The organism is Nocardiopsis sp. LOL_012, assembly GCF_048060475.1.
Lineage (GTDB): Bacteria > Actinomycetota > Actinomycetes > Streptosporangiales > Streptosporangiaceae > Nocardiopsis.
In genome coordinates this window covers 94,970-116,744 of sequence record NZ_JBHMIV010000002.1, presented here as the reverse complement: position 1 = coordinate 116,744, position 21,775 = coordinate 94,970, and the positions used below count along the sequence as shown (strand labels likewise).

Annotated in this window: 16 protein-coding genes; 8 read left to right on the top strand and 8 right to left on the bottom strand. The window is 73.1% G+C overall.

Going from position 1 to position 21,775, the window contains the following annotated elements; translation table 11 throughout:
- Positions 1-205 precede the first annotated feature (205 nt).
- Positions 206-1,231: an ATP-grasp domain-containing protein gene (locus ACFHWE_RS01875; protein ID WP_416598912.1), complete on the top strand. Its 1,026-nt coding sequence runs from the start codon at positions 206-208 to the stop codon at positions 1,229-1,231.
- Positions 1,228-2,016, top strand: coding sequence for a 3'(2'),5'-bisphosphate nucleotidase CysQ family protein (locus tag ACFHWE_RS01870; RefSeq protein ID WP_416598778.1), 789 nt, complete (start codon positions 1,228-1,230; stop codon positions 2,014-2,016). Before ACFHWE_RS01875 ends, ACFHWE_RS01870 begins: the two co-directional genes overlap by 4 nt.
- Before the next feature lie 25 nt (positions 2,017-2,041).
- Here ACFHWE_RS01870 and ACFHWE_RS01865 read toward each other — a convergent pair whose 3' ends face one another.
- Positions 2,042-2,536 (bottom strand): DUF3145 domain-containing protein, encoded by a 495-nt coding sequence (locus ACFHWE_RS01865; RefSeq protein ID WP_416598777.1) that lies wholly within the window; start codon positions 2,534-2,536, stop codon positions 2,042-2,044.
- Positions 2,537-2,944: 408 nt separating this feature from the next.
- On the opposite strand from ACFHWE_RS01865, the gene ACFHWE_RS01860 reads away from it, so the two are divergent.
- The 3 genes from ACFHWE_RS01860 to ACFHWE_RS01850 all read left to right on the top strand — a co-directional run bounded on the left by ACFHWE_RS01860 (position 2,945) and on the right by ACFHWE_RS01850 (position 6,110).
- Positions 2,945-3,412: an RNA polymerase sigma factor gene (locus tag ACFHWE_RS01860; RefSeq protein WP_416598911.1), complete on the top strand. Its 468-nt coding sequence runs from the start codon at positions 2,945-2,947 to the stop codon at positions 3,410-3,412.
- Positions 3,409-3,819 (top strand): hypothetical protein, encoded by a 411-nt coding sequence (locus ACFHWE_RS01855; RefSeq protein ID WP_416598776.1) that lies wholly within the window; start codon positions 3,409-3,411, stop codon positions 3,817-3,819. The genes ACFHWE_RS01860 and ACFHWE_RS01855 overlap by 4 nt, the downstream gene beginning before the upstream one ends.
- A gap of 227 nt (positions 3,820-4,046) precedes the next feature.
- Entirely contained in the window at positions 4,047-6,110 is a 2,064-nt protein-coding gene (locus ACFHWE_RS01850; protein WP_416598775.1) for a CHAT domain-containing protein, read from the top strand.
- 4 nt (positions 6,111-6,114) lie between these two features.
- Here ACFHWE_RS01850 and ACFHWE_RS01845 read toward each other — a convergent pair whose 3' ends face one another.
- The 4 genes from ACFHWE_RS01845 to ACFHWE_RS01830 form a co-directional block, all read right to left on the bottom strand.
- Positions 6,115-6,768, bottom strand: a complete 654-nt coding sequence (locus tag ACFHWE_RS01845; protein ID WP_416598774.1) for an MBL fold metallo-hydrolase — start codon at positions 6,766-6,768, stop codon at positions 6,115-6,117.
- A 238-nt stretch (positions 6,769-7,006) separates the two neighbouring features.
- A complete protein-coding gene (locus ACFHWE_RS01840) occupies positions 7,007-7,828 on the bottom strand; it encodes an enoyl-CoA hydratase-related protein (RefSeq protein WP_416598773.1) in 822 nt (273 codons plus the stop codon).
- A gap of 216 nt (positions 7,829-8,044) precedes the next feature.
- Positions 8,045-8,641: a DUF5998 family protein gene (locus tag ACFHWE_RS01835; protein ID WP_416598772.1), complete on the bottom strand. Its 597-nt coding sequence runs from the start codon at positions 8,639-8,641 to the stop codon at positions 8,045-8,047.
- Positions 8,642-8,712: 71 nt separating this feature from the next.
- Complete coding sequence (locus tag ACFHWE_RS01830) at positions 8,713-11,433, bottom strand: GNAT family N-acetyltransferase (RefSeq protein WP_416598771.1); 2,721 nt, start codon at positions 11,431-11,433, stop codon at positions 8,713-8,715.
- Between the two features lie 223 nt (positions 11,434-11,656).
- Between ACFHWE_RS01830 and ACFHWE_RS01825 the strand changes: the two genes are divergently transcribed.
- Positions 11,657-12,592 (top strand): carbohydrate kinase family protein, encoded by a 936-nt coding sequence (locus ACFHWE_RS01825; protein WP_416598770.1) that lies wholly within the window; start codon positions 11,657-11,659, stop codon positions 12,590-12,592.
- Between the two features lie 61 nt (positions 12,593-12,653).
- Here the strand turns inward: ACFHWE_RS01825 and ACFHWE_RS01820 are convergent, their stop codons facing one another.
- The 3 genes from ACFHWE_RS01820 to ACFHWE_RS01810 form a co-directional block, all read right to left on the bottom strand.
- The gene (locus ACFHWE_RS01820; RefSeq protein WP_416598769.1) at positions 12,654-14,822 is read right to left on the bottom strand and encodes a RecQ family ATP-dependent DNA helicase; all 2,169 of its coding nucleotides are present in this window, start codon (positions 14,820-14,822) and stop codon (positions 12,654-12,656) included.
- A gap of 84 nt (positions 14,823-14,906) precedes the next feature.
- Positions 14,907-15,365 carry a hypothetical protein gene (locus tag ACFHWE_RS01815; RefSeq protein WP_416598768.1) on the bottom strand — a complete coding sequence of 153 codons (459 nt, stop codon included), beginning with the start codon at positions 15,363-15,365 and terminating at the stop codon, positions 14,907-14,909.
- Between the two features lie 16 nt (positions 15,366-15,381).
- On the bottom strand, positions 15,382-15,591 hold the full coding sequence (locus ACFHWE_RS01810) for a hypothetical protein (RefSeq protein WP_416598767.1): 210 nt from the start codon (positions 15,589-15,591) through the stop codon (positions 15,382-15,384).
- A 668-nt stretch (positions 15,592-16,259) separates the two neighbouring features.
- Between ACFHWE_RS01810 and ACFHWE_RS01805 the strand changes: the two genes are divergently transcribed.
- Together ACFHWE_RS01805 and ACFHWE_RS01800 are read left to right on the top strand one after the other, a co-directional pair.
- Positions 16,260-19,097 carry a glycosyl hydrolase gene (locus tag ACFHWE_RS01805; protein WP_416598766.1) on the top strand — a complete coding sequence of 946 codons (2,838 nt, stop codon included), beginning with the start codon at positions 16,260-16,262 and terminating at the stop codon, positions 19,095-19,097.
- A gap of 164 nt (positions 19,098-19,261) precedes the next feature.
- Positions 19,262-21,748 carry a DNA gyrase/topoisomerase IV subunit A gene (locus tag ACFHWE_RS01800; RefSeq protein ID WP_416598765.1) on the top strand — a complete coding sequence of 829 codons (2,487 nt, stop codon included), beginning with the start codon at positions 19,262-19,264 and terminating at the stop codon, positions 21,746-21,748.
- The last annotated feature ends 27 nt before the right edge of the window (positions 21,749-21,775 follow it).

Below are 21,775 nucleotides of genomic sequence, written 5' to 3'. Positions count from 1 at the left end.
GCCGCCCGCCCCGGAGCCGGACGGCGGCGGAGCACGCTCAAGACGCCGGAAGGTTCACTTAGCAACCGATTCCGGCCAATTCGACCGTTCGACACCATGAGGACCGGGCGGCCCCTTACCCTCAGCGTCAACACCGGGGGAGGCGCCCCCGTCCTCGTGGAAGGAAACGGCCATGCCAGAGCAGCCGCCGACGAAGCCGACGGTCGTGGTGACCACGGCCGGATCGGCACCGACCCCCGGCACCATCCTCCACCTGCGCAGGTCGGGCTTCCGGGTGGTGGCCACCGACATGGACCCCGCCGCCCCCGGCCTGTACCTGTCGGACCGCGGGTACCTGGTGCCCGGCGGCGCCAGCGACGCCTTCCTGCCCCGCATGCGCGAACTGTGCGCGCGGGAGGGCGCGGTGGCGGTCGTGCCGCTCGTGGACGAGGAACTGGTGCCCATCACGGCTCTGGCCGAGGACGGGGTGTGCGTGCTCCTGCCGCGACCGGGGTTCGTGCGCACCTGTCTGGACAAGGCCGCCCTGATGCGGCGCCTGGACGAGGCGGGGATCGGGGTGCCCCGCACCTGGTCGGCCGAGGAGTGGCCCTCAGGCGCCGCGGCCTCCCCCGGCGGGTTCGTCGTCAAGCCGCGCACCGGCCGGGGCAGCCGCGGTGTGACGGTCGCCCACTCCCCCGACGAGGTGTCACGGGTGCTCTCCGAGAGCGGCTACGCGGCCGACGACCTCATCGTCCAGGAGCGGATCACCGGCCCCGAGTACACGGTGTCGGTGGTGGTGTGGCGCGACGGCGAGGTCCAGGCGGTGGTGCCCAAGGAGGTCGTCCTGAAGGAGGGCGTCACCCGGTACGCGGTGACCCGGCGCGCCCCCGAGGTCGCCGCCGCCTGCCGCGAGGTGCAGCGGGCCCTGCGCGCCGATGGCCCGTTCAACGTGCAACTGTGCCTGGACTCCGAGGGCCGGCCCCGGATCTTCGAGATCAACCCGCGCTTCTCCTCGACCGCCGCACTGACCGGCGCGGCCGGGGTCGACGAGGTGGTCGGGCTGCTGCGCCAGGCACTGCACGGCGGACCCCGGCTGACCGACGACTGGCGCGAGGGTGTGGCCATGGTGCGGCGGTGGGCGGACGAGTTCATCAGCGAGGAGGAGTTCACCTCCCACGGCCTGTCCCCCTCCCCCGCGGGCGCCTCCCCCGTCACCGCGGCGGACGCCGCCGTCCGAGCGGGGGTCCGATGAGCACGCCGCGGGACCTGCCCGGCGCGATGGCCACCGCCGTCCACGAGGTCGGCGCCCTGCTGCGGCGGTGGCGCTCGGACGCCGCCACGCGCGAGGGCGTGTGGGAGGGCGGCCAGTTCAAGGCGCGGGCCGACGCCCTGGCCCACCGGGCGCTCACCGAGCGCCTGAGAGCGATCGACGCGGCGGTCCCCGTGGTCAGCGAGGAGGACCCGGAGTCGCTGGAGCGGGAGCGGCCCTCACTCTACTGGCTGATCGACCCCATCGACGGGACCGCCAGCTACGCGCACGGCTTCCCGGGCTACGTCACCCAGGCCGCCCTGGTCGCCGACGGCCGGCCGGAGGCGGCGGCGGTCTACGCCCCCGAGACCGACGAGCTGTACACGGCCGTGCGGGGCAAGGGCGCGCTGCGCAACGCACGGCCCCTTCCGGTGTGCGACCCCGCGCCGCCCGGAGCGGGCGTGCTCACCGACAACACCCCCAAACCGCACGGCATCGCCCGCGAGGTCTACGAGCACTTCGGCTACCGGGGCTATCTGGAGAGCGGGAGCATCTCCCTGAAGCTGTGCCGCCTCGCCGAGGGCACGGCCCACCTGTTCGTCAAGGACGTACCCGTGCGCGACTGGGACGTGGCCGCCCCGGCACTGCTCCTGGAGGAGGTGGGGGGCCTGCTCACCCGCCTGGACGGCACCGGCTTCCCCTACCGGGGAGGCTACGAGCACACCGGGCTGATCGGTGCGGCCGACCCGGCCACCGGCCGGGCCGTCGCCGCCTGGCTCTTCGGGTAGAGCCCGTTTCTGCCGAGGGCGGCGGTCAGCCCGCGGCGTGCAGCCAGCGGACGGGGGCGCCGTCGCCCGCGTACCGGAACGGCTCCAGTTCCTCGTCCCAGGAGCGGCCGGTGAGGAGTTCGATCTCCGAGGCCAGGTCCCTACCGCCGGCGGCCGCGCGCGCCACGGCGGCGCGCAGGCGCCCCTCGGGGACGAGTACCTCACCCGCGGCGCTGGTGATGGCGGTGAAGATGCCCAGGGACGGGGTGTAGCTGTAGCGCGCCCCGTCGCATCCAGGTGAGGCCTCCTCGGTCACCTCGAAGCGCAGGCGCTGCCACGAGTTCAGCGCCGAGGCCATCTCCCCGGCGGTACCCGGCCTGCCCTGCCAGTTCAGCTCGGCACGGTGGTGGCCGGGGGCCGCCGGCTGGGCGACCCAGTCGAGTTTCACGGGTACTCCAACGACACCCGCGACCGCCCACTCGACATGCGGGCACAGCGCCGCGGGCGCTGAGTGGACGTACAAGACGCCACGAGCGGACACCGAACCTCCTGATACGAACGAGTGCGCTTCCCCGACGCTCTCGTACCACGAGAAGGTTGCAGACCCGCCTGGATACCTTCGGCCATTGTGCCCTAAAGGCACTCCGGTGACCACTGGTAACGCCGCTTTGTGCGGTGTTTCCGCCACATTCGAGACGTCCAGCGACTAGCGTGGCCCCGGAACGGACAGGGAGTCCGATCATAGTGGGGGCCCGCGGTGCCAGACCAGTCATACGAGGAAGCGAACAGCCCTTCTCCCTCACGGAGAACCGTACTTTCCCGCGTTCCCCAAGGTGGGACCGGCTCCCGGTTTCCGGTTCCGACAGGGCCGCCGACGCCTCCCGCCGAGCTCTCCGACAGCGACCTCGTCCACGGTGCGCGCCGCGGCGACCCCAGCGCCTGGGAGGGCATCGTCGACCGCCACCTGCCCATGGTGAACGCGATCGCCCGTTCCCACCGCCTGTCGGCCGCCGACCGCGAGGACGCCGTCCAGACGGTCTGGCTCACCCTCAACCAGCAGCTTCCCCGGCTGCGCTCACCCGAGAGCCTGCGCTCCTGGCTCCGCCGCGTCACCAACGACGTGTGCGGCCGACAGCGCAGGCAGGCGGCCCGCCACAGCCCCGTCGACCCCCACTCGCTCTCCCTCGCGGGCCCCGACCACCTCCCCGACCCCGAGACCCACGTCCTGGACCGGGAGGAGCGCGAGGAACTGCACCGGGCGGTCGGGCGCCTGACCGACCCGCGCGACCGGAGCGCCGCCCTGGACTATCTCGGCCTCTCCCGCCGCGGCCGCGGCGGCCCGACCGCGGCCACGGCCGCCAACCAGAGGCGCCGTATGATCCGCCGACTCCGCCGCATCCTTGAGGAGGGCCCGTGACCGGACGCGACGACGGGGCGACGGCCGGGCGCGCCGCCGCGCTGGCCGCCTTCGACCGCCGTGACGACACAGCCGACCTGGCCGTGCTGACCGCCGAGACCGCACCCGCGGCGGAACCCTCGCGCGACTCCGGCGACGGACACCGCACGACCCTGCGGTTCGGCCACGACGGGCTGTCCCTGGATCTGCGGGTCCGCGCGCGAGGACCGCACCGCTCCCTCTCCGGGCTGGTCGGCGGAGACTTCACACACGCCGATCTGGAGGTACGCCGGCCCGGTTCCGTGGCGCGTGTGCGGGTGGGGACCGACGGCACCTTCTCCGTGGAGGGCCTGGAGCGCGGTCCACTCAGCATCGCGGTGCACCGGACGGGCCGCCGCCCCGTGGTGACGGGGTGGTTCACGGTGTGACGCGGCACCGACCGCAGGGGCCTTCCCAACGGTCACAGAACGGGTCGGCCCCAACCCCGGGTTCGGTCGGCACGGGAACCCGCCACCGGACACCCTTCTTCGCCCGCTTTCGTCCGCCTTTCTCCCCCGACTGTGTGAGCGGACCGGAGCCGAGTACTGCCGTGGGCGCGCCCGCGCTGTTATCACTGGTCTGGCGAAGCCGAGCCCCCGACGAGAGGCGGCCGTAGGTGTCCTCCCAGTCGCGCAGCGCCCCCTTGCGGACCGGCCCCGTGCACAGCGCGGCCACACGGTCCGGCCACCGGATGCTGTCACAGGTCAGACAGGGCGTCCTCCTGGCACGCGCCGGACGGTTCGAGACCACCGCCGACCTGCTCGACGACATCCGCCACCGGATGCGCGGCCACCCCGTGGCCGAGGCGGCCCCGGTCCTGCCCGGGGTCCTGGCCAACCTCGGGCTGGCGCAGACGATGTGCGGCCGCTTCCCCCAGGCCGAGGACCACCTGGCCCGGGCCCACGCCCTCACCCGTGAGCGCGGACTACGCATGCTGGGCCTGGTCACCCGGCAGAACCGCGGCTGCCTCGCCCTGTACCGGGGCGAGGCGCCCACCGCGATCGACACCTTCCTCGGGCTCCTGCCCCATCTGCCGGCCGAGCGCCGGGAGGCCCTGCACGTGGACCTGGCCGAGGCGCTCCTGGCGGAGGGGCTCGTGGAGGAGGCCGCGACGGCCCTCGACGACGGCCCGCGCACGGAACCGGGCTCGGCCACGGCGGGCGCCCTCCTGGTGGAGGCCAAACTGCGCCTGCTGGAGGGGGACCGCGCACGTGCGGCCGAACTGACCCGCCAGGTCCGGGCCGTGTTCGGCCCCGGCTCGCTGTGGTACCGGCTGGCGGCCAGGCTCGAACACCTCGCCCTGCGCCCGGCCCGGCACCGGGCCCCGGCCGCCCGGGCCCGGGACCGCCTCGCGCTGCGTCTCCCGCTCGCCGCCCCCGCACCCGAGGCGCCCACCCCCGCCCACCGCGCCCTGGACGCCCTGGAGTGCGGTGCGCGCAGGGCCCCGGGCCCCTGGCTGGGCGGGGCCGCCCGCGATCCCCATGTGGTCCGTGCCGGCCTGAAGGGCTCCCTGGCCTCGGGGCGCCCCCGTGACGCACTGGAATGGGCGGAACTGACCCGCACCTGGGCGCGGGGACACCTGCCCGGACCGCACGAACCCGCCACTCCGTCGCTCTCCGCTCTGGCGGGCGACTACCGCGCCGCGCTGGCCGGGGGCCGGGGCCCGCACAGCGCATCCCGTGCCCTGGCCTGGGAGGCGGCCCGGTGGCGCGCCTGGCACGCGGCGGGGAGGCGCCCGGACCCGGTGCCGCGGAGCCGGATCTGCGACAGGCTCCTGGACCGCTTGGGGCCGGATCGGGGGTTCGTGCACTTCACCGCCGCCGACGGCACCGCCGTGGCACTGGTCGCGGCCGGAGGCCGGGTCCACTCCCGCCCCCTGGGGCCGCTCACCGGTGCCGTCCGGGCGGTCGCCCGGCTGGTCCACGCCCTCACCGGGGACCGCGCACGGTCCCCGCGGGTCCGCGCGGCGGCGGCCGAGGCCGCCCGGATCCTGCTAGGCCCCGTCCTGCCGCTGGTGGGCGACCGGCCGCTCGCGGTGGCCGCGGAGCCGTGTTTCGGTGATCCCCCGTGGGGGATGCTGCCCGCCCTGTGCGGGCGGCCCGTCAACCTCGTGCCCACGGCGCGCTCCTGGGTGGAGCACGCCGACGCCCCTGGCACGCCCGTCGGCCGGACGCTGCTGGTGGCCGCCCCGGAACCGGAGGGGGCCCGACGCGAGGTCGCCGCGCTCGCGCGCCTGTACCCCGGCGCGCGGGTGCTCAGCGGCGGGCAGGCGCGATGGGGCCGCGTGCTGGAGGAGGCCGCCGAGGCCGACTCGGTACACCTGGCCGGGCACGGCCAGGTACCGCGCCGTACCCCGATGCTCGCCTCGGTCGCTCTGGACGGAGGGCCGCTGCTCGCCCGCGACTTGGCCGGGCTCGCCCGGGCTCCGTCACTGGTGACGCTCTCCGCGTGCTGGACGGGGCGGGGGTTCACCGCCGTGACCGGGGCTCCGTCGGGCTTCGTGGGCGCACTGCACGCCCGGGGTGTGCGCACGGTGGTCGCCAGCCCCGTCCCGGTGGGGGACACCGCGGTCGAGGCGGCCATGGTCCGGTTCCACCGCGCGCTCGTTGGCGGGGTCCCGGTGGCCGAGGCGGTGGCTCTCCACCTCGGCCCGGTCGGCTTCTGCTGTTTCGGCGCCTGAGCGGCTACCAGCCGCGCTCGCGCCACTCCGGCAGGCTCGGGCGCTCCGCGCCCAGCGTGGTGTCGGCGCCGTGGCCGGGGTAGATCCAGGTGTCATCGCCCAGTTCGCCGAACACGCGCTCGGACACGTCGGTGAACAGGGAGCGGAAGTCCTCGTCGGACAGGGTGCGGCCGACCCCGCCCGGGAAGAGGCTGTCCCCGGTGAACAGGTGGGTATGGCCGTCGGGGTCGTCGTAGCGCAGCGCGATGGATCCGGGGGTGTGGCCGCGCAGGTGGATCACGGTCAGGAGGCTCTCCCCCACGGGGATGCGCCCGCCGTGCTCGACGGGCTCGTCCACGGAGACGGGGAGTTCGTCTCCGTCGGCGGGGTGGGCGACCGTGCGCGCCCCGGTCTGGCCAACGACCTCGGCCAGGGCCTGCCAGTGGTCCCGGTGGCGGTGGGTGGTGACCACGCGGGCCAGCCCGCGCTCACCGATGAGTTCGAGGATGCGGTCGGGCTCGGCGGCCGCGTCGATCAGCACGCCCTCCCCCGTGGCCCGGCAACGCAGCAGGTAGGCGTTGTTGTCCATGGGGCCCACGGCCAGTTTGGCGATCGTCAGATGCGGCAGTTGGCGCAGGTCGGCGGGGCCACCGACCCTGGTATCTCCGGAGTAGCTCACCCCCCCATTGTGGCGTGTCGCCGAAAGGTGCGCGAACACACGCCGAGCACCGGAGAAAGGGAGAGGGGAAGAATCAAAGGAGAGGCTGCGGCCGGAGGCCGTCCCTTGAGGGCGGTGGCGGGAGACGGGCAGGGAGGCTGCGGCCGGAGGCCGTCCCTTGAGGGCGGTGCATCCGACATCGGGTGGTGTGATGTTCCCGGGGGGACGTCTCCCGGGAACGACGGACCGTCGCCCGCGGTCAGGGCACCCAGCGGGGCTGGCGCTTGTCGAAGAAGGCGGCACGGCCCTCCTCCGCGTCCGCACTGGCGAAGAACTCCGCCGACAGCTCCCCCATCCGGCCGAGCGCCTCCGACCGTTGTTCGGGCCCGGCGATCGCACCGGCCCCCAGCTCCCCCAGGAGTTCCTTGGTCCGCGACAGCGCGCGCGGGGCCGCCCCCCGCAGCCCTTCGAGGACCGCGTCCAGCGCGTGCACCATCTCCCGGTCCGGGACGGCCTGCGTGATCAGCCCGGACTTGGCGGCGGCGGTGGCGTCGAACAGTTCTCCGGTGAGGAAGTAGCGGCTGAGCTGGCGCGAGTGCATCCTCGCGGCCACGGGAACGGAGATGATCGCGGGGACCAGGCCCAGGCGCACCTCGGTGAAGGCGAACGTGGCGCTCTTGGGCGCCAGGGCGATGTCGGCGGCGGCCACCAGGCCGATCCCGCCGGCGCGGGCGGCCCCGTTGAGGGCGGCCACGACGGGCTTGGGGGCGCCCATGATCTGCTCGAAGAGCTCGGGCATCCCCGGAGCCGGTACCACCGGTTCCCCCCGCAGCGCCGCCCCCGCCTCCTTCAGGTCCGCGCCGGCGCAGAAGACCGACCCGGTTCCGGTGAGGACGACACCGCGGACACTGTCGTCGGCCATGGCCTGGGCCAGCGCCTCGGACAACTGCGAGCGCAGCCGCGCCGACAGGGCGTTGCGGTTGCCGGGGGAGTCGAGGGTGACCGTGGCTATGCCGCGGTCGACGGCCAGACGTACCAGGGGCGTGTCGACCGTGGGGACCGGCGACGTGTGCTGCGTCATCGCAGTGAGGCCTTTCTCCGTGTGAACGCGCGCGTCCCGGGGGACGGCGGGCACGCGCCCGGTCGGCGGCGGGCACGTCTTCACGTGTAGCGGTGGTGGATCCGGTTCAACTTTAGAGGGCCGGATTGTTAAGACACCACACTTGTTCACACTGCGTTCGTTAAGTCCCTGTCACGTCCGTGTTTCGTCGAACTCACCGGCGCCGACGCCCCCGCGTCAGTACCGTGCGGTGACCGCCGACAGAGCGTCGGCGAAGTGCATCATCGCCGCCACCGCGTCGGTGCCGTCGGCCGCCTCGCTCACCCGAAGCGTCAGGGGTTCGGCGGTGATCGCGCCGGTGTACCCGTGATCGAGTTCGCAGGTCTCGTCGGCGCACGACGCTGGCTCCAGGTCCACGTGCGCCACAGCGCCCCAGTTCGCGGACAGGTTCACGCTCAGCACCAGTTCGCTGGGCAGGCCGCCCGGCGTGTACTGGGCCGGGTTGGGGACCACACGGGTGAGGGCGACCGACTGGACGTTGTCGATCTGGATGCTGTCGGTCGTGGTCGAGGCGTGTGAGACACCGCCCGGCTCGGTGGGCGGGTGCTCGTCGGTGTGGCAGACCACGAGCCGGGTCTCGGTCAGCAGCATCACGGTGATGTGCCGACGCATCTCCATTGCCGGGTCGAAGGTCGCCTCGTGGTGCACGATGAACGCCTTGACGCCCTCGCTCCCCAGGGTCGTGGCTACGGCGTCGATCACCAGCGCGGGGTAGTACCCGCTGCGCTCGATCTCCAGCCGCCAGTCCGTGGACACGGCACGTGATTTCCTCATGCCCCTATCCTGCCCTCTCAAGGCGACACTTCGCGACCGGAAGGGCCGCGGCCGCCCGCCGCCGCCCCCGGTCAGTAGGTCACCCCGCGCAGCCGCCGCGGACCGGAGTCCGGCCGCACGTCGGGCGCCTCGCGCAGCCACATGCGCGCTCCCAGGACGTGCGCGCCGGTGGCGTTGACCAGCACGGGGTCCAAGTCGACGTAGCCGATCTCGGGGAAGGCCTCCGCCAGGCGGGAGACTCGGATGAGCAGCTCCTCCAGGGCCTCCACGTTGGGCTGTTCGGCGAGCGAGGTCGCCCCCGCGGGCAGCCCGAACAGCAGGGGTGCCGCACGGACCGCGTGGATGAGGTCGGCGGCGTCCATGTCGGTGAGCGGCGCCAGGCGGAAGGAGCGGTCGTCGAGCAGTTCGGCGGTCACGTCCGCCAGGCCGAAGGAGACCACCGATCCGAAGGACTTGTTGTCGCCCGCGCGGACCACCGTCGGCACGCCGGGGGCCGCCATCCGCTGCACGACCAGCCCGGCCTCGCCGCCGAAGCGGTCGCTGAGGGACAGGTAGGCGCTGCGGACGTCCTCCGGGGTGCGCAGGTCGGCGCGGACGAAGGTGCCCCCGGCACGGACCCGCAGGTCGGGGGCGTCGGCCTTGACCACCACGGGGTAGCCGAGCTCCCCGGCGGCCCGGACGGCCCCCTCGGCGGAGGTGACGGCGATGTCGGGGTAGGCGTCGATGCCGTAGCAGGCCAGCAGCTCGCGGGCGTCCTCCCCGGAGACCGCCGTCTCCTCGTCGTAGCGCCGTTCCCCGCCGAACCAGGCGACCTCGCGCGCGGTGGTCTCCGACTGCCGCAGGATCCGCGTGACGACGGCCCGCGCCCGGGCTCCGTCGATGTCGGGCAGCTCGGGGTGCCGCCCGGGCTTGCGGTCGCGCCAGATCGCGTACCGGGTGGCGTGGGCGAGAGCGCGCACCGCGTCCTCGGGTGCCGGGTAGGAGGGGACCGACCCGCGCAGGGTCTCCCCCCGCTCCCCGACCACGCGCAGCTCCTCGGGGATCCCCTGGCGCGCCAGATAGGTGGTGACGACCGGTTTGTCCGATCCCAGGGAGCGGGCGCGCAGCACGCGGGCGACGTCGTCGCCGATGGGCTGGAGGGCGGGCACGAACACGACCACGACCGAGTGCACGTCGTCGTCGGCCAGGGCAGCCGCGAGCGCGGCGTCGAAGTCGTCGGCGGTGGCCTCGGGCCCCAGGTTGACCGGATCGTGCGGCTTGAGCCCCTGGCGGATCGCGGCGTCCTTGACCAGCAGCTCCAGGGAGTCGGAGTTGCCGATGATCCCGATCCGCGGCCCCTCGGGCAGGGGCTGGTAGGCGAACACCTGGGCGGCGTCGAACATCTGCGTGATGTCGTCGACCCGCACCACGCCCGCCTGCTGGAAGAGCGAGGTGACCGCGTAGTCGGGCAGCGAGAGCCCGCCCGCGGCGTGCCCGGTGGGGGTGGCCTGCGCCGACCCTCCGCTGCGCACCGCCACCACCGGCTTCTGCTTGGCGAGGCGGCGGGCGAGCCGGGTGAACTTGCGGGGGTTGCCCAGGGACTCCAGGTACTGGAGGACCACCTCGGTGGCGGGATCCTCCTGCCAGTACTGCATCAGGTCGTTGCCGGACACGTCGGCGCGGTTGCCCGCGGAGACGAACGTGGTCAGACCCATCCCTCGCTCGTCGACGCGCTGGAGGATGGCACGGCCGAGGGCGCCCGACTGGGAGAAGAACCCGATGGGGCCGCGCGAGGGCATCTCCGGGGACAGGGTGGCGTTGAGGGAGACGTCCGGGTCGCTGTTGGCGATCCCCAGGCAGTTGGGGCCGACCACGCGCATGCCCGCCGCGCGCGCGGTGCGCACCAGTTCGTCCTGGCGGGCGCGGCCCTCGGGCCCCACCTCGCCGAACCCTGAGCTGACCACGATGAGGCCGTGCACGCCCTTGTCCGCGCACTGTTCGACGACCTCGGAGACCGCCTCGGCCCGCACCGCGACCACGGCGAGGTCGACCTGGTCGGGGATGTCGAGCACGGAGGGGTAGGCGCGCACGCCCACGACCGCCTTGGCCTCGGGGTGGACCGGGTAGACCGGCCCCTGGAACTCGCCGCCGAGCAGGTTGCGCAGCGCCGTCTGGCCGATGGTGTGCGCGGTGCGGCTGGCGCCGATCACCGCCACGGAGGAGGGGAAGAGCAGGCGGGCGATCGAGCGCGACTCGGCGCGCTGCTCCCGGGCGCGCATGACCTCCTTGACGTCATCCGTGGGCTGGAGGTCGAGGGTGAGCCGGATGACGCCCTCGTCGAAGGTCTGCTGGGCGGTGTACCCGGCCTCTCGGAAGACGTTGATCATCCTGCGGTTCTCCGGCAGGACGTCGGCGATGAACCGGCGCACGCCGCGTTCACGCGCGGCGGCGCCGATGTGCTCCAGCAGGACCGAGGCGAGCCCGCGGCCCTGCTGGGCGTCCTCGACGACGAAGGCGACCTCGGCCTCGTCGGGGGCGAGCTTGTCGTAGCGCACCACGGCGACGAGGACTCCGGAGATCGTGGCCACCAAGGCCACACGGTCCTCGTAGTCGACGGTGGTGAAGCGCTCGACGTCGCGGTCGGACAGCCGCGGGTAGGGCGCGAAGAAGCGGTAGTAGATCGTCTCCGGAGAGAGCCGCGAGTGGAAGTCCCTCAGGAGGTCGGCGTCGGCGGCGGTGATGGGACGCAGGTGAGCGGTGCCTCCGTCGGTCAGGACGACGTCGGCTTCCCAGTGGTTCGGGTAGGACTGCACGCCCACGAGCCTAGACGACGATCGGCCGCCGCCAAGGGAGATCGGGGACCGCGCACCGCCGTTCCGCCGCGCCGCCCGGCGGATCGGCCGCGGCCCCGGCCCGGTCTTTCCGGAGCGTGGCCGCGCTGCTGTCACTTCGTTACACGCCGCTGATAGTTAACCTGTTACCGTCGTGCGGGCACGGATACTCATAACTCGGTGGTGGCTGGCGAAAATGACACGAGTGGTCGTAATCGGTGATCTCATGACCGATGCCGTCGCGCAGGCGTTCCACCCGCTGGCCCGCGGCAGTGACACCCCCGCGTCCGTGACCATGTACGGCGGCGGGTCGGGGGCCAACATCGCCTCGTGGCTGGCCGTGAGCGGCGTGGAGACCACGTTCGTGGGTCGCCGCGGCTCCGACATCACCGGCCGTACCCGCGAGATGGAGCTCATGGGCTACGGGCTGGACTCGCGCATGGTCATGGACCCCGAGCGGGCGACCGGCACGTGCGTGGTCATGATCACCCACAAGGGCGACCGGACGATGCTGAGCGACCCGGGCGCCAACGCCCGGCTCCAGCCGGAGGACCTGCCCCGCGACGTGTTCGGCCCCGACGCGCACCTGCACGTCTCGGGCTACACCCTGATCAACCCCGACTCCCGGCGGGCCGCGCGCGTGGCACTGCGCATGGCGCGCGAGAGCGGTATGTCCATCTCGGTGGACGCGGGCTCGCAGGCGCCCCTGAAGCGCGCGGGCGCGGACAAGTTCCTGGAGTGGACCCAGGGGGTGCGACTGCTGTTCGCCAACCTGGGGCAGGCCACGGTCCTGTCGGGGACGGAGGACCCGGAGGCGGCCGCCAAGATCCTCACGGCGCGCTACCCCAACGTGGTGCTCAAGCTCGGTGCCGACGGCGGCCTGTGGGCGTCCAAGACGCGCGAGGGCGCCATCTGGGCCCCCGCCGAGGACATCGAGCCCAGGCCGGGGTCCGTGGGCGCGGGCGACGCCTTCGTGGCCGGGTTCCTGCCCGAGTGGCTGGCCGGCCGCCACCCCAAGGAGGCGCTGGGGCGGGGGCACCACCTCGCGGCGCGCGCCCTGCACCAACCGGGCGCCCGGCCCGATCTGGGCGAGGACCAGCCGGTGCGCCGCGGCGCGCCCCGGGGCCAGCGCATCAGGTAGCCGCCGCTTCCACGGCCTACCGGCCCGCCGCGCGGGGCCGGTAGGCGGCAACTGTTCCGTCTCAGCCACCGGTCGTGGCCAGCGTGAGCGGGAGTACCTCCGGGGCCCCCGCGCGCCGCAGCAGCGCGGCGCCCACCGCCAGGCTCCACCCGGTGTCGGTGTGGTCGTCGACCAGCAGCACCGGCCCGGGCGTACGATCCATCAGCGCGCCGAGCCGCTCGCCGACCGCCTCCCCCAGGACCAGTTCCGCGTACACCTGGTGCAGGCGCAGGGCGCTGTTGTGCCGCCGCGGCCCCGGACCGGCCTCGCTGCGGTAGCCCAGTGTCCCGAGGGGGGCGAGCCGCCCCAGGTCGGCCAGCCGCGCCGCCAGGTCGGTGATCATCGCCGGGCGGGTGAGCGAGGGCATGGCCACCACCCCGACCGGTCGGCGCTCCCAGCCCCAGGCGGCCAGCACCCGGACGATCCCCTGGAGCACGCGGTCGCCGACCGGCGCGTCGGGGGCGTCGGCGGCCAGGATCCGCCGCAGTTCGCCTCCCCAGCCGACGTCGGTGAGGCGGCCGAGCGCCCGGCCCTCCCCGGCACGCAGGTCGTCCTTGATCCGCCCCGACAGGGGGACGCCCAGGGTGTCCATACCGGTGGGCCACTGCCGCCGGGGGGCCACGGGAACACCGGGCCGGTCCAGGTGGCCCGCGGCCGCCTCCCGCTGAGCGGGGTCGACGGAGGCGGGCCAGTACTCGCCGGTGCACACGTCGCAGCGCCCGCACGGCGCGGCCGCGTCGTCGTCGAGCTGGCGCCGAAGGAACTCCATGCGGCAGGTGCCGAGGGCCTGGTAGTCGAGCATGGCGCGCTGCTCGCGGGCGCGCGCCGCGGCGACGGCCTCGTAGCGGTGCGCGTCGTACTCCCAGGGGGTGCCGGTGGCCGTCCACCCGCCGCGCACCCGTCGGACCGCCCCGTCCACGTCCAGGACCTTGAGCATCTGTTCCAGGCGGGTACGGCGCAGGTCCACACGCGTCTCCAGACGGGCGACGGACACCGGGCCGTCCGCCTCCTCCAGGGCCGCGAGGGTGGCGCGCACGGTCTCCTCCGGCGGGAAGGACAGCCCCGCGAAGTACTCCCAGATCCGCTGGTCCTCCCGGCCGGGCATCAGGACCGCCTCGGCGCGCTCCACCCCCCGTCCGGCTCGGCCGACCTGCTGGTAGTAGGAGATCGGGGACTGCGGCGCGCCCAGGTGGACGACAAACCCCAGGTCGGGCTTGTCGAAGCCCATCCCCAGCGCGCTGGTGGCCACCAGCGCCTTGACCCGGTCGGCGAGCAGGTCGTCCTCGGCCTCCCGGCGTTCGTCAGGGTCGGTCTGGCCGGTGTAGGCGCGCACGTCGAGTCCGCGTTCGGACAGGAAGCGGGCGGTCTCCTGGGCGGCGCTCACGGTGAGCGTGTACACGATGCCCGAACCGGGGATGCGGGGCAGGTGCTCGGCCAGCCAGCTCAGCCGCGAGGCGGCGTCGGGCAGGTCCACGACGGCCAGGCGCAGGCTCTCGCGCTCCAGCGGTCCGCGCAGGACGAGCGTCTCCTGCCGGTCCTCCCCCGACCGCAACTGCTCGGCGACGTCGTGGGTGACGCGGGCGTTGGCGGTGGCGGTGGTGGCCAGTACCGGGACGCCGTCGGGCAGCTCGTGCAGCAGTGAGCGGATGCGGCGGTAGTCCGGCCGGAAGTCGTGCCCCCAGTCCGAGACGCAGTGCGCCTCGTCCACGACCACCAGCCCGGCACCCGCGGCGAGCGAGGGCAGGACGCGGTCGCGAAACTCGGGGTTGTTGAGCCGCTCGGGGCTGACCAGCAGGACGTCCACCTCTCCGGCGGCCACGTCGGCGTAGGTGGACTCCCACGCCGTGGTGTTGGAGCTGTTGATGGTGCGCGCGCGGATACCGGCGCGTTCGGCCGCGGCGATCTGGTTGCGCATGAGGGCCAGCAGGGGGGAGACGATGACGGTGGGGCCGGCCCCCTGGGCGCGGCGCAGCGCGGTGGCCACGAAGTAGACCGCCGACTTGCCCCAGCCGGTGCGCTGGACCACGAGCGCGCGGCGGTGCTCGGCGACCAGGGCGTGGATGGCCTTCCACTGGTCCTCGCGCAGCCGGGCCGTGTCCCCGGCCAGGGCGCGCAGGTGCCGTTCGGCGGCCTCGCGCAGGGCGTCGGTGGCGTGGGTGTCCTGGGTGAGGGCGGGTTCAGCGGCGGTCATGGAACCTTGGTACCAGAGCGGACCGCCCTTCGGACGGTCGTCCACAGGCCCGGTCCGGGCCTGTGGACGGAGACCGTCTCCGCCTCACCTCCGGTGGTTCTCGATCCACCGCTCCACCTGCTCGACCGTGACGTCGGGGTCGGCGACCAGGGCCGCCAGTTCGTCGTCCTCGGTGTTGCGCGTGGAGATCACCGGGCACCGGCGGCAGCCCTCGGCACCCGTCTGTGCCCACCAGGTGCACCTGCCGCGCAGGTGGCAGCGCGGCACCCGCTCCTGTTCCGGGTTCCCCGGTACGGCGCTGATCCGTTCGACCAGCGTGCAGTCGTTGCCCCGGCGGTGCTTGCACTCGCTGACGCAGTGCGAGGCGAACCGCATGACGCGCCCCGGTTCGACGCCCTCGGGAACACGGTCGAGGACGGCGGAGGCCGGGACGGGGTCGGCGAGGTAGACGAGCCTGCCGTTCTCACCCGAGCGCACCCCGAGGACGACCGCCTCGGGGGCTCCGGCGTCACCGCTGGGGCACCAGGTCTGTTCCTTGTCCATCGGGGGCACCACCGGATCAGACGGCGGCCGGCGCCATGCCGACGACGACCGGCGCGGCCAGGTGCTGGACGTCCTGTTCCTGTGCGACGGCCTCCTGGATGCTCTCCAGGAGCTCGTCCTCCGAGCTGATGCGCTCGGCGGCGGCCGCGGGGGAACCGGCGAGGGCGGCCGTGAGGAGGGCGGCGGCCCCGACGGCCCCCAGTGCGTTGCGCGAGGAACTGGCCATGACGACTCCTTCGATTCTCGGGTGGAGCAATTTCCTGATGGATATTACAGAGAACAGAGAAGGATTCACATGGGTGTATTACAAAATTCCGGAAACAGCCGGAGCCGCTTCCGGATAAAACTTCCGTGCAACCGCCGGTCGTACTGCCTCCGGCAGGAATTCCACCCCGGCCGCCCGGAGGCGAACCGTGGTCGACCCGCGCCTGAAGCCGGAGCACGCACGCGGACCGGACACGGAACCCCTGGAAAAGCGGGGATCCGAAGACATGGACGGGCACCCCCGAACCGCCCCCGCACCCCACCAGGGGAAAGAGAAGAACTTCCAACGCACCGATGAAGTTACAAGCCTTTTCGGAGACATGAACAAGAGGTTGCACCGAGTCCACAACGGGAAGGTCGGACGAATATTCCCGCCCCGGAACCTGCACGCCTCCGCCCCATCGGTTTCGGGTGGATCGGCCGCGGGACCCCAGGTCTCCGCATCGGAGCCATCCGGATGCCGGACCCCACTGAACCCGGGGTCACCTTCGGTAACGAAGAGGAAACTTTTCGCTTCGCCCTCATTGTGTGCATCCGCTCACCCACGGACACTCAACGCGGATCCCAGCAATGGGAGCGCTCCCGGACCCCGGATCCCCTCGCCGCGCGACAGAAAAGGTGCACCACCGCATGGACCACCCGAGATCGCTGTCCCCCGCCCCCCGAGGCCGTCTCCCCCGAAGGGTCCGTACAGCCCTCACCGCCCTCGCGGCCCTGGTGGTCGGCGGAGCCACCGCCCTCACCGCCGTACTGCCGACCGCCGCGCCCGCCTCGGCCGCCTCCCTCGTCCCCGTGGGCTCCGGCAGCTACGACGACGCACTACCCGCCGGGGCCGCAGGCCCCTCCGACCTCAACGGCGCCCCGGTCGGCCCCAAGGTCACCGAGGACTTCACCGGCCCGGCCCCCACCAACGAGTGGTGGTCCTCGCTGATCTTCCAGCGCTACCCGGACAACCCGTACGGCGAGAACCTGTACGCCCACCCCGCCACCTACAAGCCCCACGCGGGCGGCCTGGAGATGGGCCATCCGCGCACCCCTGCCCTGGTCGGCGGCGGGCTCAAGTACGAGTACCCGCACACCGCGGACCTGACTCTGGGCGCCGTGGGCCTGAACGCCCCCGCGACCCGGGTCGCCGACAGCGGCGACTGGACCGTGACCGCCCGCTGGGAGGGCGGACCCACCCTGGACGTCACCATCGGCCAGGGGCTGCCCTTCGCGCACGCCCGCACCGACGGCGGCGACGCCCGGGTCGCCTTCACGTCCTCCCCCGACATCTGGCACGAGGACGGTTCCACCGTCGGTGCCACCGTGGGCGGCAACCACTACGCGCTCTTCTCCCCCGTCGGAGCACCGTGGTCGCGCTCGGGGAACGCCTTCACCGCGCCCACGGGCGGCGGCGGGCACTACTCGGTGGCGCTGCTGCCCTCCCCCGACGCGCTGGCGGACTTCGCCCCCTACGCCCGCTCCGCCGTCACCGGATCGGTCGTCGAGTACGACTACGACCCGGGCTCTGCCACCCTGACCAGCACCTACCGTGTCCTGACCGAGCCGGTCGGCGGCGCCGCCTCCGAGGGCACCGTTCTGGCGATGTACCCGCACCACTGGGACCACAGCGACGACGAGGTCCCCGGCCTCTCCTACCCCTCCCCCCGCGGGGAGATGCGGGTCGCCCTGGGCACCTCCTTCACCACCGAACTCACCACCCAGGGCATCATGCCGAGCCTGCCCACCGCGGACTCCGCCGACCACGACCGGCTGCGGGCGCTGCTGGACGAGGTCCTGACCGAGGAGCAGCACTTCCCCTCCCCCGGTGACACCTACTGGGACGGCAAGGCCATGGGCCGCCTGGCCCAACTGGTGCCCATCGCCGACTCCATCGGCCACACCGGTGCCCGCGACGAACTGCTCGCCCTGCTCAAGGGCCGGGTCGAGGACTGGCTGACGGCCGGAGGCGGCCGGGGACTGCACTACGAGTCCCGCTGGGGCACCCTGCTCGGCTACCCCGACAGCTTCGGCGCCACCACCGAACTCAACGACCACGACTTCCACTACGGCTACCTGGTGTCGGCCGCGGCCACCATCGCCCGCTACGACCGGGCCTGGGCGGACGAGGACGCCTGGGGCGGCATGGTGCGCATGGTCATCGACGACGTGGCCGCCACCGAGGAGGGCATGTTCCCGCGGCTGCGGTCCTTCTCCCCCTACGCAGGGCACGGCTGGGCCTCCGGCCACTCCGGGTTCGCCGCGGGCAACAACCAGGAGTCCTCCTCCGAGGGCATGCACTTCGCCTCCTCCACCGCCCTGTTCGGCGCGCTGACCGGTGACGAGGAACTCCGCGACCTGGGCGTCTTCCTGCACACCACCCAGGCCTCCACCGTCACCCGCTACTGGCAGGACCACGGCGGTCAGACCTTCCCCGACGGCTTCGAGCACGACGTGGCGGGCATGGTCTGGGGCGACGGCGCCGACTACCGCATCTGGTGGGACGGAGGCGACGAGGAGCACTACGGCATCAACTACCTGCCCATCACCGCCGGTTCCCTGTACCTCGGCTACGACCCCGAGCACGCCGGGGCGATGTACGAGTCCCTGGTGGCGCGCACGGGTGGTGCACCGCAGATCTGGCGCGACATCCACTGGGCGCACCGGGCCCTGTCCGACGGCGACGCCGCCCTGGACATGTTCGAGGCGCAGTGGCGGACCTACACGCCGGAGGCGGGGGAGTCCAAGGCACACCTCTACCAGTGGGTGTCCACCCTGGCCGAGGTCGGCACCGTGGACACGTCGGTCACCGCCGACACCGCCCACTACGCGGTGTTCTCCGACGAGGGCACGCTCGCCTACACCGCATTCAACCCGGGCACCTCCCCCATCACCGTCACCTTCTCCGACGGCACCGAACTGGGAGTGGCCCCGGGCTCGCTGGCCTCCACCTTCGGCGAGGGCGGCGGAGGCGACCCCGGGAACGGCGGCGGGGAGGAACTGGCCGACGGCCTGCTCCACCCGGTGGCCGACGGCCTGGCCACGGAGCCGGTCGCCGCCGAGGGAACCGTCACCGTCCCCGACGCGGGCGGCGCCAACCGCGACGGCGCCCCGCCCGCCGACGCGGTCGTGCTCGAACTGGAGGGCGCGAGCGGCGCCTTCACCGGAGGGGACACCGCCTTCACCCTGCCGGTGGACTCCGGAGGATCGGTCGCCAACGCCGTCCAGGTGCGCGTCGAGTACGACTTCGACGGCGACGGCACCGACGACCGGGTCGAGACCTACCACTACTTCGCCACCAACGACCTCCCCGGCTGGGAGGCCTACACCCAGGGCTCCGGCCCGTCCTCGGCCACCGGCCCCTTCGCCGACCTCGACGGGGGGACGGTGCGCCTGCGGATCTGGAGCGCCCTGGGGTCAGCAGACTCACGGGTGCGGACCGGAGGCGGTGAGGGGGCGACCCTGACCGTCCCCTTCGCCCCCTGAGCCGGAGCCCGGCCACGGCCCCGTTCCGGCGCACCCGCCGGGGCGGGGCCCGGTCCGGCCACTGCGCTCCGAAAGCGGGCGAAGCCCCCAGTCGCACGGTTCACATGCCGCCGACCACGGGTCCGTGTACATTTCAGTCCCCACTACAGGACAGAATGACGAGCATGGCCCGTACTACTTCCCGTCCCCCCGAGGATCTCGCCGAGAAGATCATCGACATCGACGTCTCCGAGGAGATGCGCGGCAGCTTCCTGGAGTACGCGTACTCGGTCATCTACCAGCGTGCGCTGCCCGATGCCCGAGACGGCATGAAACCGGTGCAGCGGCGCATCCTCTACCAGATGAACGAGATGGGGCTGCGCCCCGACCGCGGCCACGTCAAGTGCGCCCGCGTCGTGGGCGAGGTGATGGGCCGCCTGCACCCCCACGGCGACAGCGCCATCTACGACGCCCTCGTCCGCCTCAGCCAGTCCTTCGCCATGCGCGTGCCGCTGGTCGACGGCCACGGCAACTTCGGCTCGCTCGGCGGCGACGACGCCCCCGCGGCGATGCGCTACACCGAGGCGCGCCTGGAGCCGAGCGCCGAACTGCTGGTCTCCTCCATCGACGAGGACGTCGTCGACTTCAAGCCCAACTACGACGGCCAGGAGACCGAACCGGAGGTCCTGCCCGCGGCCTTCCCCAACCTCCTGGTCAACGGCACGTCCGGCATCGCCGTCGGCATGGCCACCAACATGGCGCCCCACAACCTGGGCGAGGTCGTGACCGCCGCGCGCCACCTGATCGCACACCCCGACGCCTCCCTGGACGAGCTCATGGAGTTCGTGCCCGGTCCCGACCTGCCCACCGGCGGTACGATCGTGGGCCTGGACGGCGTCCGGGACGCCTACAGGAAGGGCCGCGGCACGTTCAAGACCCGGGCGACCGTCGCCATCGAGAAGGTGTCGGCGCGCCGCACCGGCCTGGTCGTCACCGAACTGCCCTACAGTGTGGGCCCGGAGAAGGTCATCGGCCGCATCAAGGAGCTGGTGCAGTCCAAGAAGCTCCAGGGCATCTCCGACCTCAAGGACCTCACCGACCGCAACCAGGGCCTGCGCCTGGTCATCGAGCTCAAGAACGGGTTCAACCCCGAGGCAGTCCTGGAGGAGCTCTACCGGCTCACGCCGATGGAGGAGACCTTCGGGATCAACAACGTCGCCCTCGTCGACGGCCAGCCCCAGACCCTCGGCCTGCGTGAGCTCCTCCAGGTCTACGTCGACCACCGCCTCGAAGTGGTGCGGCGCCGCAGCGAGTTCCGCCGCCGCAAGCGCCAGGAGCGGCTGCACCTGGTCGACGGCCTGGTCGTGGCCCTGCTGGACATCGACCGCGTCATCGCGCTGATCCGGGAGGCCGACGACACCGCGGCCGCCCGGGAGGCCCTCATGGGCGCCTACGAGCTGTCCGAGGTCCAAGCCCGCTACATCCTGGACACCCCGCTGCGCCGCCTCACCCGCTTCGACCGTCTGGAGCTGGAGGCCGAGCGCGACAAGCTCAACAAGGAAATCGCCGCCCTCACCGCGGTCCTGGAGTCCGACAAGAAGCTGCGCCGCCTGGTCTCCAAGGAGCTCGCCGACGTCTCCAAGAAGTTCGCCACCCCGCGCCGCACCAGGCTGCGGGAGAGCGACGGCGCCGCCCGCGGCGCGGTGATCCCCCTGGAGATGGCCGACCAGCCCTGCCACGTCCTGCTCGACACCGAGGGCGCGATCGGCCGCAGCAAGGGCGCCACCGTGCCCGCGATGTACGAGGGCCTGCGCACCAAGCACGACTCGATCGCCGTCTCCGTACCCACCACCTCGCGCTCGGACGTGGGCCTGGTCACCGACCTGGGCCGGATGATCCGCCTGCCGGTCGTGGAACTGCCGGAGCTGCCCGACGAGGACACCGGGAGACCGCCGCTGGCGGACGGGATGGACGTGACCGAGTTCGTCGAACTCGACGAGGGGGAGCGGGTCGTCTCGGTGGTCTCGATGGACGCCTCCGGCCCCGGCTTCGCGGTCGGCACCAGCGGGGGCGTGGTCAAACGGGTCTCGCCCGACTACCCGCCCAACAAGGACGACTTCGAGGTCATCACGCTCAAGGACGGCGACCGCGTGGTCGGCGCCACCCAGTTGTCCACCGGTGAGGAGGACCTGGCCTTCATCACCACCGAGGCCCAACTCCTGCGCCTGTCCGCCTCAGCCGTGCGCCCGCAGGGCCGGACCGCCGGCGGGGTCGCGGGCATCCGCCTGTCGGAGCAGGCCCGGGTACTGTGGTTCGGCTCCGTCCCCTCCCCCGAGGACTCGGTGGTGGTCACCGTGTCGGGCTCCACGGGCGCCCTGGAGGGCACCCAGGCCGGATCGGCCAAGGTCACCCCGTTCGAGTCCTACCCGGCCAAGGGCCGGGCGACCGGCGGCGTGCGCTGCCACCGCTACCTCAAGGGCGAGGACACCCTGCTGTTCGGCTGGATCGGCCGGGCCCCGGCGCGCGCCTCCCGTGAGGACGGGAAACCGGTGCGGCTGCCCGACGCCAACGAGCGCCGCGACGGGTCCGGCGAGGCCCTGCCGCGCGCCATCACCACGGTGGGCAGCGGGCGGACGGACTCGGGGATCACCGCCCCCCGGCAGAGCGATTGAGCATGTCGCAACACGCCGTGCACACGG

Excerpts from the sequence above, each read along its gene's own strand:
- ACFHWE_RS01820 (WP_416598769.1), bottom strand. The coding sequence starts at position 14,822 with ATGACCGCCGCTGAACCCGCCCTCACCCAGGACACCCACGCCACCGAC.
- ACFHWE_RS01800 (WP_416598765.1), top strand. The coding sequence starts at position 19,262 with ATGGCCCGTACTACTTCCCGTCCCCCCGAGGATCTCGCCGAGAAGATC.
- ACFHWE_RS01835 (WP_416598772.1), bottom strand. The coding sequence starts at position 8,641 with ATGAGGAAATCACGTGCCGTGTCCACGGACTGGCGGCTGGAGATCGAG.
- ACFHWE_RS01810 (WP_416598767.1), bottom strand. The coding sequence starts at position 15,591 with ATGGCCAGTTCCTCGCGCAACGCACTGGGGGCCGTCGGGGCCGCCGCC.
- ACFHWE_RS01840 (WP_416598773.1), bottom strand. The coding sequence starts at position 7,828 with ATGACGCAGCACACGTCGCCGGTCCCCACGGTCGACACGCCCCTGGTA.
- ACFHWE_RS01805 (WP_416598766.1), top strand. The coding sequence starts at position 16,260 with ATGGACCACCCGAGATCGCTGTCCCCCGCCCCCCGAGGCCGTCTCCCC.
- ACFHWE_RS01815 (WP_416598768.1), bottom strand. The coding sequence starts at position 15,365 with ATGGACAAGGAACAGACCTGGTGCCCCAGCGGTGACGCCGGAGCCCCC.
- ACFHWE_RS01870 (WP_416598778.1), top strand. The coding sequence starts at position 1,228 with ATGAGCACGCCGCGGGACCTGCCCGGCGCGATGGCCACCGCCGTCCAC.